This is a genomic window from Nocardia sp. NPDC041819 (genome assembly GCF_055590505.1).
Window position 1 is genome coordinate 96,546 of the sequence record NZ_JBVJAP010000009.1, and the last position, 13,286, is coordinate 109,831.

Sequence of the window (13,286 nt, forward strand, 5' to 3'; positions counted from 1 at the left end):
ATTGTGGCATATATGCCACCGAGCTAGCTTTAGACAGAGGTAGCGTCGTCGGGATCAGAACTCCAACTCCGACCACGGGATGTGGATCGGGAACGGGAAGTCGATGGTGATCGCGTCGGAATCGTTCGGTGCCCACTCGCCGATCAGGAGGTAGTTCGTCGGATATAGCGGGTGTACGCCGGGTGGGAGCTTGCCCGGGGTGGTTTCCAAGGCGTACGCGCGGACCAGCGCGATGGTGCTCTTCTCGCGCGCGAGCGTCACGTCCCAATACCAGGGAACGCCTGCGTCGGCGTAACGCCTCTGCTCGTCGAAAGGATCGCCCACGATGCTCGACGGCGAATGAACTCGGCCTGCGAGCAGCACGTCTTGGGCGCGGATGTCCTGGTAGGGGGCATCGAGGCGGCGGTAGACGAGGACGTCGGGGGTGGCGAAGTCCGACTTGCCGGTCGTGCCGAAGAAGACGTTCGTTTCGAAATCCACGCGCCACCAGCTTTGCGGCTGCTCGGCCATGCCATCGCGGGCGCAGCGCTTGAGTGCGCCGGCCAGCGCGAAGGTGAATGCTTGATGTTCGGCAGATTCCCGCTGTCGCCAGACGACGCGCCCGTTCCGCAGCTCGATCTGTCCGGCGATCTCCTCGGGTAGCTGCTCGAGCTCCTCCCAGGTCATGGACTCCGGGAGATCGGGTCGTTCGACGCCTGGGCTCGACATAGCCTCATGGTAGACCGGTGGCAGCTCATTTCCGCTGGTCACAAACCGGATGAAACGCCGTGCTCACAGACCCGGATTTTGCCCCGGTGAAGCCCTTGCCTACACTAGAGCGGTTGCCTGGGCACCTCCATGTCCGCATGCGTGCGCTCGGGCGATCGAACCTCCTCCGGTCGGCAAGGGTCGGCCGGACCATCCGAATTGTCGTAGGCCCACCGCTGGGCATGCCGATGTGCATGTCAGCGCTGTATGGGAACCGCGGCGAGAAAGGTGTCTAGGTCGAACCATGACCATGACTGATCCGATCGCAGACTTCCTGACACGTCTGCGCAACGCCAACTCGGCGTACCACGATCAGGTGAAGGCTCCGCACTCGAAGCTCAAGGCGAACATCGCCGAGATCCTCAAGCGCGAGGGCTACATCGCCGACTACCGGACCGAGGACGCACAGGTGGGCAAGACGCTCATCGTCGACCTCAAGTACGGCCCGAGCCGCGAGCGCAGCCTCGCGGGGGTGCGCCGTGTCTCCAAGCCCGGTCTGCGCGTGTACGCGAAATCCACCAATCTGCCCAAGGTGCTCGGCGGCCTCGGCGTGGCGATCATCTCCACGTCCTCCGGCCTGCTGACCGACAAGCAGGCGGCCAAGCAGGGCGTGGGCGGCGAAGTCCTCGCTTACGTCTGGTAAGGGAGCAGGGACTATGTCGCGTATTGGTAAGAAGCCCATCGCCCTTCCGGCCGGTGTGGATGTGACCATCGACGGCCAGGACATCTCGGTGAAGGGGCCCAAGGGCACCCTGTCGCTCACCGTCGCCGAGCCGATCACCGTCGCCAAGGGCGAGGACGGCCAGCTCGAGGTCGCCCGCCCGGACGACGAGCGCCGCAGCCGCGCACTGCACGGCCTGACCCGCACCCTCGTGTCGAACATGGTTGTCGGCGTGACCCAGGGCTACGAGAAGAAGATGGAAATCTTCGGCGTCGGTTACCGCGTCGCGCTGAAGGGCCAGAACCTCGAGTTCGCCCTCGGCTACAGCCACCCGGTGCCGATCGAGGCGCCCGAGGGCATCACGTTCGCGGTGGAGTCGCCCACCAAGTTCTCCGTGTCCGGAATCGACAAGCAGAAGGTCGGCCAGATTTCGGCGGTCATCCACGGCCTGCGCAAGCCCGACCCGTACAAGGGCAAGGGCATCCGCTACGCCGGCGAGGTCGTTCGCCGCAAGGTCGGAAAGACGGGTAAGTGATCATGGCGCAAACCGAAAACCAGAAGGCCAAGCGCATCCCCCTGGGCAAGGACGTGTCGACCCAGCGCCGTCTGTCGAAGACGCGCCGTCACTTCCGTCTGCGCAAGAAGGTGGAAGGAACCACCGAGCGTCCGCGCCTGGTGGTCAACCGCTCCTCGCGGCACCTGCACGCGCAGCTGGTGGACGACTCGGCGGGCAAGACCATCGCCGCCGCCTCGACCATCGAAGCCGACGTGCGGGCGCTGGACGGCGACAAGTCGGCCAAGAGCAAGAAGGTCGGCGCCCTGCTGGCCGAGCGCGCCAAGGCCGCCGGTGTCGAGGCCGTCGTGTTCGACCGTGGTGGCCACGACTACCACGGCCGGATCGCCGCACTGGCCGACGCCGCTCGCGAAGGTGGGTTGAAATTCTGATGATCGATAACAAGAACGGAAGGAACGTCTGATGCCGGGACGTCAGAGGCGTGACGGCGGAAGCGGACCCGCCGGACAGAATGGCAGCGCCCCCGAGGGCGGCCGCGGCGACCGTCGCGGTGGTGGCGACCGTCGGGGCGGCGGCGACCGTCGCGACAACGCCGCCGAGAAGAACCAGCTCGAGCGGGTCGTCGCGATCAACCGCGTCTCCAAGGTCGTGAAGGGTGGTCGGCGCTTCAGCTTCACCGCCCTGGTGATCGTCGGTGACGGCAACGGTCTGGTCGGCGTCGGCTACGGCAAGGCCAAGGAAGTTCCCGCGGCCATCCAGAAGGGTGTCGAAGAGGCTCGCAAGAACTTCTTCCGAGTCCCGATGATCGGCTCCACCATCACGCACCCGGTTCAGGGTGAGGCGGCCGCCGGTGTGGTCATGCTGCGTCCGGCCTCGCCGGGTACCGGTGTGATCGCCGGTGGCGCGGCTCGTGCCGTGCTGGAATGCGCCGGTATCCACGACATTCTGGCGAAGTCGCTCGGTAGCGACAACGCCATCAACGTCGTGCACGCGACTGTCACTGCCCTCAAGCAGCTGCAGCGTCCGGAAGAGGTCGCGGCTCGCCGTGGCCTGCCGCTCGAGGACGTCGCCCCTGCCGGCATGCTGCGTGCGCGCGCTCAGGCTGCCGGAGGTGTCAAGTAATGGCAGATCTCAAGGTGACCCAGATCAAGAGTTCGATCGGCGCCAAGCAGAATCAGCGGGACAGCCTTCGGACCCTCGGTCTGCGCGGTATCCGCAAGACCGTGGTCCGCGAGGACAATGCCCAGAACCGCGGGCTGATCAACGTCGTGCGCCACCTCGTGACCGTTGAGGAGGTCTGACATGACCATCAAGTTGCACCACCTGCGTCCGGCTCCCGGCGCCAAGACCGAGAAGATCCGTGTGGGTCGCGGTGAGGGCTCCAAGGGCAAGACCGCGGGCCGTGGTACCAAGGGCACCAAGGCGCGCAAGAATGTCCCGGCCGCCTTCGAGGGCGGGCAGATGCCGCTGCACATGCGGCTGCCCAAGCTCAAGGGCTTCACGAACCCGTTCCGCACGGAATACCAGGTCGTGAACGTCGGCGCCATCGCGAAGCTGTTCCCCGAGGGCGGCGAGGTCGGCAAGGCCGAGCTCGTGGCGGCCGGCGCGGTTCGCAAGAATCAGCTGGTCAAGGTCCTCGGCGATGGTGAGATCGGCGTCGCGGTCCAGGTGACCGTGGACAAGGTCACCGGCTCGGCGAAAGAGAAGATCACCGCCGCCGGTGGCACCGTCACCGAGCTGGGCTGACGGTACTCTGCATGACAGCGGCACCGGACGAGTGAACGGCTCGTCCGGTGCCACTGTTAGAGTTCAATTGTTGTCTGCCAAGCCTCGTCGTGGTTTTCGGCGTCCCTTCTGTGTCGAGCAGGGACATCGCTGAACATCCATGTCATGACCATGTCGTTCGCCAGGAGGATCAGTGCTTTCCGCCTTCGTATCGGCCTTCCGGACTCCGGACTTACGGCGGAAGATTCTCTTCACGCTGGGGTTGATCGCGTTGTACCGGCTGGGTGCCTCGCTGCCGTCCCCCGGCGTCGACTACAAGGCTGTCCAGGAGTGTATCGACCTGGTCTCCGGTGGTGAATCGGGCGGCATCTACCAGCTGATCAACCTGTTCTCCGGTGGTGCGCTGCTGCAGCTGTCGGTCTTCGCGATCGGCATCATGCCCTACATCACCGCGAGCATCATCATCCAGCTGCTCACCGTCGTCATCCCGCGGTTCGAGGAACTGCGCAAGGAAGGCCAAGCCGGCCAGACGAAGATGACGCAGTACACCCGATACCTCGCGGTCGCCTTGGCGATCCTGCAAGCCACCGGTCTGGTCGCACTGGCGGCCCGCGGTCAGCTGCTGCAGGGCTGCCAGAAGGACATCCTGGCCGACACCAGCATCTTCGGCATGATCATCATCGTGCTCGTGATGACCGCGGGCGCTTCGCTGGTGATGTGGTTCGGCGAGCAGATCACCGAGCGCGGCATCGGCAACGGCATGTCCCTGCTGATCTTCGCCGGTATCGCCGCCCGCATCCCGAGCGAGGGCAAGGCGATCCTGGACAGCCGGGGCGGTCTGGTATTCGGCCTGGTGTGCGTCGCCGCGCTGGCGATCGTCGCCGCCGTGATCTTCGTCGAGCAGGGCCAGCGCCGGATTCCTGTGCAGTACGCGAAGCGTGTGGTCGGCCGCAAGATGTACGGCGGCTCCTCGACCTACCTGCCGCTGAAGGTGAACCAGGCGGGTGTCATCCCGGTCATCTTCGCCTCGTCGCTGCTGTATCTGCCGAACCTGGTGGCGCAGCTGACGGGGGCGCAGAACAACCAGAACCCGAGCTGGTGGCAGGAGATCATCCAGAAATACCTGGTGAACCCGGGCAACCCGGTGTACATCGCGATCTACTTCAGTCTGATCGTGTTCTTCACCTACTTCTACGTCGCGATCACCTTCAACCCGGAGGAGCGCGCCGACGAGATGAAGAAGTTCGGCGGCTTCATCCCGGGCTACCGGCCCGGCAAGCCGACCGCCGACTACCTCAACTTCGTCCTGAGCCGTATCACCCTCCCCGGCTCGATCTATCTCGGTCTGGTCGCTGTGCTGCCGAACCTGTTCCTCGACATCGGCGCCTCCGGTGGTACCCAGAACCTTCCGTTCGGCGGTACCGCGGTGCTGATCATGGTGAGCGTCGGTTTGGACACCGTGAAGCAGATCGAGAGCCAGCTGATGAATCGAAATTACGAAGGGTTCCTCAAGTGAGAGTTGTACTGCTCGGTCCGCCGGGCGCCGGTAAAGGCACCCAGGCTGTCCTGCTGTCGGAGAAGCTGGGTGTTCCGCACATCTCCACCGGGGACCTGTTCCGCGCGAATATCAGCCAGCAGACCCCGTTGGGCCGCGAGGCGCAGAAGTACATGGACGCGGGCGACCTGGTGCCCAGCGATGTGACCAACCGCATGGTGGAGGCGCGGGTCAACGAGCCCGATGCCGCCAACGGGTTCGTACTCGACGGATACCCGCGCACGGTGGATCAGGCCGATGCGCTGGAGAAGATCCTCAAGAACATGAACACCAAGCTCGACGCGGTGCTGCGCTTCGTCGTGCCGGAGGACACCGTGGTCGAGCGGATGCTCGCCCGTGGCCGCACCGATGACAACGAGGGTGTGATCCGCAACCGCCTGCGGGTGTACCGCGAAGAGACCGAACCGCTGCTGGAGCACTACGACGGCCTGGTCGTCTCGGTGGACGGCGTCGGCGAGGTCGATGACGTCAACGCGCGGGCGCTTCGCGCGCTGGGCCACTGAGTCGGCTCACGATGGAGCGCTGAGGCGGGATGGTCTTCAACCGTAAGAAGAAGGTCGTGCCGTTCCGGACGGCAGGCGAACTGGATGCCATGGCGGCGGCCGGCGCGATCGTCGGCCGCGCCTTGGTTGCCGTGCGCGCGGCAGCCAAGCCCGGGGTGTCCACCCTGGAACTGGACGAGGTCGCCGAGCAGGTGATCCGGGACGCGGGCGCGGTGCCGTCGTTCAAGGGCTACCACGGCTTCCCCGCGTCGATCTGCGCGTCGGTGAACGATCGCGTGGTGCACGGGATCCCGACGGCGGAGGAGATCCTCACCGAAGGCGACCTGGTCTCCATCGACTGCGGGGCGATTCTCGACGGATGGCACGGTGATTCGGCCTGGACCTTCGGTGTAGGGATGATCATCGAGGCCGACCGCCTGCTCAGCGAGGCGACCAAGTCGTCGATGGAGGCGGGAATCGCGGCGATGCTGCCCGGTAACCGGCTGACCGACGTTTCGCACGCGATCGAGCTCGGCACCCGGGCGGCCGAGAAGGAGCACGGGCGCGCCTACGGCATCGTCGACGGCTACGGTGGGCACGCCATCGGCCGCGAGATGCACCTCGACCCGTTCCTCGCCAACGAAGGCGAGCCGGGCAAGGGCCCGAAGCTCGTGGTCGGGTCGGTACTCGCGATCGAGCCGATGCTCACGCTCGGCACCACCCAGACGAAGGTGCTCGACGACGACTGGACCGTGGTCACCGTGGACGGCAGTCGTGCGGCACATTGGGAGCACACTGTCGCCGTCACGGAGGACGGACCCCGGATCCTGACGCTGCGTCCGGAGTAGCGCACGGTGGGCGGCCGTCTGGGCGGCCCGGTTCGGTAACACTGCGCGGCGAGGAAACGAGCCGCACCGACGCCAGGCTTCCTGGCCGATCTCGCCGCGTCTCCGCGTGCCGACACCTTGCGTCGACACGCCAGTCGGGCGATACCCAGCTTTCGCTGGATCGGTGACGTCGTTCCTTGCACCCGCGTCCTGCGCGTTGAGCCGAAGCGGTGGGCCCGAGGCGGTGCCCGTGCGGGATGGAACGGTTACTTTCTCCTTGGTTCGATACTGTTCTGAACGATGCCGTCAGCGTATGGCCGTGCGGGTGGCGCGGACGTGAGTAGGCCGCTACTCGAATTGGCTTGGCGCGCGCCGCAGTTCGATGCGATCGGGCTGTTTCGTCGCCTCCGCATGGGTCATGGAAGCGTTGTGGCCTGGGCGTTTCGTCTGCGTAAGTAGCCGATCAGTCCGCGGTGCGCAGGGTGGTCCGCAGCACCGAAGTGACGATGGGCAGGTCGAATTCGCCCTCTGCTGTCTCCGGCTGCCTGCGCAGATAGTCCATGATCCGGTCGAGCAATTCGGCCCGTTCCTCGGGCGGGATCACCAATGTGTGCGATTGCGTGCCGATCGTCGCCGTCAGGGACTCGGCCGTGCGCCGATGCCGATGTGAGAATGTCGATCGTTCGAACTCGTGCTCATCGAACAGCGGGTGTGTGGGCAGAACGATTTGTCCGCTCGGTGGCTGGGCCTCCGACACGCTCGACCGGTCGACCTCCTTCAGCCCGGCGACCCACTTCACCGAGTCGTCGACGGTGTTCCACAGGGCCGCGAGAACGCCGCCCGGCCGCAGCACCCGGAGGAATTCCGGGTAGGCGCGGTCCAAGTCGAACCAGTGGAACGCCTGCCCGGCGATGATCGCGTCCACCGAATCAGCCGGGAGCGGGATGGCTTCGGCCGAACCGGTGTGTGCGGTGACGTCCGGGAACCGGCGGATCAGTTCGGCGAGCATGTGCGTGTCGGGTTCCACCGCGATCACCGACGCACCGATGGCGAGAAGACCGCGGGTCAGTTTGCCGGTGCCCGCGCCGAGATCGAGAACGACCGGTGGTCTCCGATCGGCGACGCGAGCCAAAGCCCAGCCGATAGCCGCGGCCGGATAGTCGGGCCGGTGCTCCGCGTAGGCCGCGGCACGAGCGCCGAAGGAACCCGCCCTCCTGTTGTGCAGGGCGAGCGCCTCATCGGCATGGTCGTCCGAGCTCCCCATCCGTCCCAGCTTACGGATGGGGAGCCGCGGCGGAACCTAGGATGCGCCAGGGAGTCTGCGCACGCCCGCGCAGACCTCGGCGGCCAGGTCGTCGTATCCGACGGCCAGCTCCGCCAAGCGCTGCCAGGCGTCCCACAGATCCCATTCGGAGGCGCTGGCCAGCGCCGCATAGGCGTTCGCGGTGAACTGGGCCAGCCGGTCGATCACGGCGCCGACGGTCTCGGTATGCACGTGTGCCGCCCCGTGTGCGGGCGGCAGCTGTACCGTGATCCACCGATCTATGTCACGAATCAAGCTCGCGCGCAACGCGTCTATCTCGTCGAGCGAATCTTGTGCCGCGCCGAGCCTGCGTTCGTGCAGCGTGGTGAGTTCGTGCGCACTGCGCAGCAGCGGGTTGCTCTCCGGCAGTTCGCCCCGGCAGGCTTGCAGTACTTGATGTTTGGCGGGCAGTGCCCCGGTCGTCATCGTGCAGCCGTTCTCGTGCAGGAACGAACGGTGTCGACGATGGACGAGCCGGAAGGCCGGAAACCGTTCTGCGGAGCGACGATCCAGTGCCGGTAATCGGAGTCGGCAGCGGCGGGGGAGGGCAGGGCGATCTCACCACCGCTGGGCACGATCGAGACGTTCAGGCGGAACAGCTCGGCGAACAGCCGGACGTCGTCGGGTAGATCGGGGCGGGTCAGAAAGGTCCACCGTTTGGACCGGACGTGCGAGATGATCGGACCCAGACCGATTCGTCGATGGGTGAGATCGTCGCGCACTCGCTGCCCCAATGCGGCGGGCATCGTGATCGCGCCGACGAATCCGGCGCGTAAGACGATTCGGCCGATCTCCGGATGAACTCCGGCGGGCAGGTCGCAGGTGTGTCGATAGAAGGCGCATCGGGCGGTCGGGGTGTCCGCCAACGCCAGTTGGTCCATGGGGCCCTCGGGTAGCTTCGGGTGACTTTTTCCAAGCCGCTCGGACGGTACTGCGGCATCAGTGCTGTGATCCGGTACACCGTGCGAGCGTTGTTTCAGTAGAGCACTCCATGGAGCGGATCAAACATTCCGTTCAATTAGTTCTCCAGAAATTCCTTTGCGTGCTGGTTACCGGCGGGTGTGGTGACCGGCCGGGGGTGCGGCACAACTCCCCGTTCACTTCGGCATACGCATGACCTGGTCAAATGACCTGTGGGGATGCGGGGTCGGGGCGCCGGGTATTTTGTTCACCACCGCCGCGGAGGCATGTGCTACTTTGCCGCAAATCCGCGCCGCGACAGGCGTATCCGGAGTCGGCCTCAGGGTGTCGTACGGAAGAACAGCACGCGGTCGCCGTGCTCGGACAGCGGCGTGTCGACACTGATCTGACGCAGGCCGCAGTCCGGCAGATAGGTGAGGTTGGCGAACACCTTGGTGTTGCCGAAGGCCGCGCGCAGCTTGCTCTCGGTCGCCCGGTCGGGGTTGTACAGAGCCAGCGTCTCGAAGTTCAGTGGCGCGAGCGGCTTCTCGAGGGGCGCTTGCCCGGCCGGACGGCCGAGCGCGGCGTACTGGGTGGCCGCGCCGTGCTCGTACCAGCACAGCTCATAGGCCACGTTCTCGGTGACCGTGATCGCCGCGACCGGCCAGTCCTGGGACAGGCGCAGCGCCAGTGGGTTTTTCGCCACCGGCGTCAGTTCCCAGTTCAGGCTCATGACCGTGACCCAGCCGCCGTAGGGCTGGTCGATCAGCACGATGTCGTCGCCGAGGGTGGGGGAGGTGTTCAGCTCGGGCTCGCGGATCTTCCACTTCGACTCGTGCGTACCGAGGTAACTCTCCCGGTCGAGGGGGTAGGCGTCGTCGACGGCATAGGCCGCGATGATCGCGGCGCGTACCTGGGCTATGGCGTCCCGTGCGGGCAAGTACACGCTCAGCGCGCCGAAGGTGGAGCCGATCTGCACGGGCGTGGCCGGCTGGTCCTGTTCGGTACCGGGCGCGAGCGGGCGCAGGCCGACCAGGGCCAGCTTCCAGTTGATCTCCTCGACGGTCGACAGGTCGCCGGAGGACTTGAACATGACCTGCTGCTGGGTGAGCCGTCCCGCCTGTTCCAGCGTGCGGCAACCCAGTTCCACCAGCGCCCGGTGCGATTTCGGGGTGAGATCGAGGTCCTGGATACCGCACGCGCGCAGCCGGATCGACATGGTGGTCGAGGTGAACGCGGCGTACCGCTCCCGGTACATGGCGATGGCCTGCTTGCGCGACCGGCCGACCATGAGCGTCCGCAGCAGCGTACTCAAACTGGCCAGGTACTTGCCGGACAGTTCCGGGTTCGCCGCGGCCAGGGCGGCGCGGATGCGGGCCGCCTCCTCGGTCGCGGCGACGGCGGCGTCCTGGTCCAGCCTGCCCAGCCATACGCCGCATTTGGACAGACCGTCGGCGCACGGGCCCGCGACCTCGGGATGCTCGCGCGCCACTTGGCGGTAGACGTCACAGGCGCGACGGATCGTCGTGGTGGCCAGTTCCCTGCGGCCGCTGTGCCGTGCCGCCTGCTCGAAGGAGCGCAGGGCGTCGTTCAACTCACCCGCCAAGCGGGCGGTCAGCACTTGGCCCCTGGACAGCAGGCGCAAGCGGATCGCCACCGCTTCCTCGGCGGGCGCCAGCGCCTCCCGCGTGCGATCACGCATCGAACCATTGGTCTTGGTGGCGATCAGTCCCTTGGCGAGTTCGCCGAGGGAAGTGGCCAAGCGCAATTCGGATTCGACCGTACGGTCGAGTGCCGCATACCGATCCGCGGCGATCTGGCGCTCCATCGCGTCCAGATCCATCGCGCTCCTCGTTTCCAGCATGATCCTCCGCCAACGCGCGGCAACCGCGCAACATAACCTTCTGCGCACCGAGTTTGTCACGCTTGCCGCCTGCGCGCACCTGTATCCGGCCAGGCAGGCGGGGTCGTTCGGCGGACCGCCACCCGTGCGGCGGCTACTGGCGCAGCGGCAGGCATGATCGAGGGTTGTGCGAGCCCTATTGCAGCGCGTGAGTTCGGCGCGGGTGACCGTCGACGACCAGGTCGTCGGCCGGATCGACCCGTCGGCCGACGGTGTCCCGCACGGCCTGGTCGTCCTGGTCGGCGTGACGCACTCCGACACCGAGGCGACCGCGCGGGCCCTGGCCGACAAGGTGTGGCGGTTACGCATCCTCGACGGCGAGCGCTCGGCCGCGGATCTGCGCGCCCCGATCCTGGTGGTCAGCCAATTCACGCTGTACGCGGACACGAAGAAGGGCAGGCGCCCGTCCTGGTCGGCGGCCGCTCCCGGCACGATCGCCGAACCTCTTGTCGACGTCTTCGCGCACGCGCTGCGCGAACTCGGCGCAACAGTCGCTACGGGGCGATTCGGTGCGCACATGCGCATCGACTTGGTGAACGACGGCCCGGTCACCGTCATGCTGGAGTTGTGAACCGGATCTGGCCGACATCCTCGACGGCGTCCAGGAGCAGATGCGGATCATCGCACGGTTGCAGCAGGAGCGCGTCGAGCTGACCGGCCGCGCGACGGCGCGCGGCAAGCGGGTGACGGTGGTCGTGAACGCCGACAACACGGTCATCGAGACCCAATTCGGGCCGAACATCGAAGACCGCGGCTCTGCCGAGATCGCCGAGGCGATCACCGACGCCGCGCAGCAGGCCAGCGCCGAGGTGGCCCGCAAGACCCGGGATCTGATGGCGCCCTGGACAAACCATCGGGCGCCCGATGACCCGGAGCGCGTGCACACGGCCCGCGCATTCGAGTCAGTTGTTCGGCCGTGGTGTGCGCAGGAACGCCGAGGGTGCCGCATGCGCCACCGCCGAAACCGGCACGGGCAGTTCGTCGTCCCAGCTGTCGACCCGCCGTTCGAACAGCGCGCGAGAAGGTCCCACCGCGAGCGGCCCCGCGATGCGCACCAAGCGGAACCCCGCCGAGCGGTAGTAGTCGTGCAAGTCGGTGTTGGTGGTCCAAGCGTCCAGCCGGACCCACTCGCGTCGCTGGTGGCGGGCGAGCATTCCGGCATGGGCGAGCATCCGGTGACCGACACGATGGCCCGCGAAGCGCAGGTCCACGATCATGAAATGGACGATCACCGCGCCGTCGAGTTCCCACCGCGACCACAGACCGGCATCGGCGCGGTCGTTGACCGTGATGGTTCCGGCCGGCTCGCCCGCGATCTCGGCGATCCAGGTCTCACCGGCGTCCAGCGAGCTTCCGACGGCGCGGGCGAAGATCTCGATGGGCAGGCCGCGTCCGGCGACCGTCCACTGGTCGGAGCCGCGCGCGGTGAGCCATGCCGTGCGCTGCACGCGCAGGCGGCAGATCAGGCCGAGATCTCCTATTGTCGCCTGGCGCAGCACGATCGTCATGGGCTAGGCCGAACCGGACCCGGGCGGATTGGCCAGCGTGGTCCGGATGACCGCGGTGCCTTCGGCATCGCCGAGTTCGTAGGCGAGCCGATTGCCGGTGGCCAGCGAGCGATGCCGCGTGGCCCGGGTGACCCGCTCGTGGGTGGCGCCGATACGTAGGTGGTCGAGCAGGATGGTGCCGGTGGCGACGCCGAGCACCAAGGCTTCCTCCGCACTGGCAGGCCGTGCGACGAGGGTGTCGCGGTGCGCGGTCTCGGCATGCCCCCGGTCGGCGAGGCGGCGGGTGGTGCCCTCCGGAATGTCGTGCGGGGAGTCGATCCCGGTGGCTTCGGCCAGGTCTCGGGGGTAGAAGCTGACCTCCCACGACCACGGTTCGTGGTCGAGGAACTGGACAACGGTCCTGGCCAGCACCCAGGACTCCGGCGGTATACCCAGCCAAGTCGCGACTTCGGGGCTGGCCGGCTCCATCTTCGCGCTGAACTCCTTCGACGGTTCCCGGCCCGCGGCCCGCGCGATCTCCTCGAAGATGTCGTGCGGTGTCTGCGGCCGGTCGGGACGGATAGAGTCGGTGACCACGGATTCCAGAACTTCTTGGTTTCGAACGATCGTCCCGCGGGAAGTAGCTGTATAGACCAGATTTTCGGTCACCAGCACCTGGATCGCGTTGCGGGCGGTGGTTATCGAGACCTGCATTTGATCGGCAAGCTCGGAATGACTGGGCAGTCGGTCACCCGGTTTCCACTTCGCTGCGCGGATCTCCTCGCGGAGGAGGTCTGCGATCCGGTGATACGTCGGACCGTCCGCCATCATGCTCCTCGGTTGGTCATGCAGGTAACGAAGTGTACTCTCCGTGACTCCCTACGGCCGGGTAACGCTTGACAGGTGCCTTCAGAGGTTTATTGTAATGAAGTCCTGATCCGGTGTTGTGCGGCGATGACGGCGAGGCAACGTGGCAGGTTCGGATACAACGGTCGTAATGGCCCTCCCTGGCACACCGAGGTGTGTCGATCCTTCGGTGCGCTCTCCGGCACCGGGATTGCTTCCCACGTCCGACCTATTGGTTCGGGCGTGTCGCGGGCACCGGGTAGTCGGTGGCCCGCTCCTGTGGTTCGCTCGTGATCTGGCAGTGCTACATGAGCGCCGCTTGGTCGGCCGCGGTGG

The 13,286-nt window shown here is 66.4% G+C and carries 17 protein-coding genes and 1 pseudogene; 11 read left to right on the forward strand and 7 right to left on the reverse strand.

The window, feature by feature from the left end:
• Positions 1 to 54: 54 nt before the first annotated feature.
• Positions 55 to 708, reverse strand: a complete 654-nt coding sequence (locus ACZ6DL_RS24385) for a Uma2 family endonuclease (RefSeq protein ID WP_466054457.1) — start codon at positions 706 to 708, stop codon at positions 55 to 57.
• A 283-nt stretch (positions 709 to 991) separates the two neighbouring features.
• Between ACZ6DL_RS24385 and rpsH the strand changes: the two genes are divergently transcribed.
• The 9 genes from rpsH to map all read left to right on the forward strand — a co-directional run bounded on the left by rpsH (position 992) and on the right by map (position 6,532).
• Entirely contained in the window at positions 992 to 1,390 is a 399-nt protein-coding gene (rpsH, locus tag ACZ6DL_RS24390) for a 30S ribosomal protein S8 (RefSeq protein ID WP_039795549.1), read from the forward strand.
• A 13-nt stretch (positions 1,391 to 1,403) separates the two neighbouring features.
• Positions 1,404 to 1,943 (forward strand): 50S ribosomal protein L6, encoded by a 540-nt coding sequence (rplF, locus tag ACZ6DL_RS24395; RefSeq protein WP_062971845.1) that lies wholly within the window; start codon positions 1,404 to 1,406, stop codon positions 1,941 to 1,943.
• Positions 1,944 to 1,945: 2 nt separating this feature from the next.
• A complete protein-coding gene (gene rplR / locus ACZ6DL_RS24400; protein ID WP_051174870.1) occupies positions 1,946 to 2,353 on the forward strand; it encodes a 50S ribosomal protein L18 in 408 nt (135 codons plus the stop codon).
• A gap of 31 nt (positions 2,354 to 2,384) precedes the next feature.
• Complete coding sequence (rpsE, locus tag ACZ6DL_RS24405; RefSeq protein WP_039795557.1) at positions 2,385 to 3,044, forward strand: 30S ribosomal protein S5; 660 nt, start codon at positions 2,385 to 2,387, stop codon at positions 3,042 to 3,044.
• Positions 3,044 to 3,223: a 50S ribosomal protein L30 gene (gene rpmD / locus ACZ6DL_RS24410; RefSeq protein WP_040864898.1), complete on the forward strand. Its 180-nt coding sequence runs from the start codon at positions 3,044 to 3,046 to the stop codon at positions 3,221 to 3,223. The genes rpsE and rpmD overlap by 1 nt, the downstream gene beginning before the upstream one ends.
• 1 nt (position 3,224) lies before the next feature.
• Positions 3,225 to 3,668: a 50S ribosomal protein L15 gene (gene rplO / locus ACZ6DL_RS24415; RefSeq protein WP_051168540.1), complete on the forward strand. Its 444-nt coding sequence runs from the start codon at positions 3,225 to 3,227 to the stop codon at positions 3,666 to 3,668.
• A gap of 172 nt (positions 3,669 to 3,840) precedes the next feature.
• On the forward strand, positions 3,841 to 5,163 hold the full coding sequence (gene secY, locus ACZ6DL_RS24420; protein WP_040864899.1) for a preprotein translocase subunit SecY: 1,323 nt from the start codon (positions 3,841 to 3,843) through the stop codon (positions 5,161 to 5,163).
• Positions 5,160 to 5,705 (forward strand): adenylate kinase, encoded by a 546-nt coding sequence (locus ACZ6DL_RS24425; protein ID WP_062971841.1) that lies wholly within the window; start codon positions 5,160 to 5,162, stop codon positions 5,703 to 5,705. The genes secY and ACZ6DL_RS24425 overlap by 4 nt, the downstream gene beginning before the upstream one ends.
• 29 nt (positions 5,706 to 5,734) lie before the next feature.
• The gene (map, locus tag ACZ6DL_RS24430; RefSeq protein WP_393234834.1) at positions 5,735 to 6,532 is read left to right on the forward strand and encodes a type I methionyl aminopeptidase; all 798 of its coding nucleotides are present in this window, start codon (positions 5,735 to 5,737) and stop codon (positions 6,530 to 6,532) included.
• A 442-nt stretch (positions 6,533 to 6,974) separates the two neighbouring features.
• On the opposite strand, the gene ACZ6DL_RS24435 is transcribed toward map, so the two are convergent.
• The 4 genes from ACZ6DL_RS24435 to ACZ6DL_RS24450 form a co-directional block, all read right to left on the reverse strand.
• Positions 6,975 to 7,775 (reverse strand): class I SAM-dependent methyltransferase, encoded by an 801-nt coding sequence (locus tag ACZ6DL_RS24435; protein WP_466054463.1) that lies wholly within the window; start codon positions 7,773 to 7,775, stop codon positions 6,975 to 6,977.
• 36 nt (positions 7,776 to 7,811) lie between these two features.
• On the reverse strand, positions 7,812 to 8,240 hold the full coding sequence (locus ACZ6DL_RS24440) for a DUF4254 domain-containing protein (RefSeq protein ID WP_040864902.1): 429 nt from the start codon (positions 8,238 to 8,240) through the stop codon (positions 7,812 to 7,814).
• Entirely contained in the window at positions 8,237 to 8,695 is a 459-nt protein-coding gene (locus ACZ6DL_RS24445) for a DNA-directed RNA polymerase subunit beta (protein ID WP_393234841.1), read from the reverse strand. Before ACZ6DL_RS24445 ends, ACZ6DL_RS24440 begins: the two co-directional genes overlap by 4 nt.
• Before the next feature lie 359 nt (positions 8,696 to 9,054).
• Positions 9,055 to 10,578, reverse strand: a complete 1,524-nt coding sequence (locus ACZ6DL_RS24450) for a hypothetical protein (RefSeq protein WP_393234844.1) — start codon at positions 10,576 to 10,578, stop codon at positions 9,055 to 9,057.
• 166 nt (positions 10,579 to 10,744) lie between these two features.
• Here ACZ6DL_RS24450 and dtd point away from each other — a divergent pair, with 166 nt between their 5' ends.
• Complete coding sequence (gene dtd, locus ACZ6DL_RS24455) at positions 10,745 to 11,188, forward strand: D-aminoacyl-tRNA deacylase (protein ID WP_466054466.1); 444 nt, start codon at positions 10,745 to 10,747, stop codon at positions 11,186 to 11,188.
• Positions 11,189 to 11,228: 40 nt separating this feature from the next.
• Positions 11,229 to 11,453 (forward strand): annotated as a pseudogene (locus ACZ6DL_RS24460) (YbaB/EbfC family nucleoid-associated protein); the annotation flags it as partial.
• 66 nt (positions 11,454 to 11,519) lie between these two features.
• On the opposite strand, the gene ACZ6DL_RS24465 reads toward ACZ6DL_RS24460, so the two are convergent.
• A complete protein-coding gene (locus tag ACZ6DL_RS24465) occupies positions 11,520 to 12,125 on the reverse strand; it encodes a GNAT family N-acetyltransferase (protein WP_466054468.1) in 606 nt (201 codons plus the stop codon).
• A gap of 3 nt (positions 12,126 to 12,128) precedes the next feature.
• Complete coding sequence (locus ACZ6DL_RS24470; RefSeq protein ID WP_083863244.1) at positions 12,129 to 12,932, reverse strand: GntR family transcriptional regulator; 804 nt, start codon at positions 12,930 to 12,932, stop codon at positions 12,129 to 12,131.
• Positions 12,933 to 13,286: the final 354 nt, after the last annotated feature.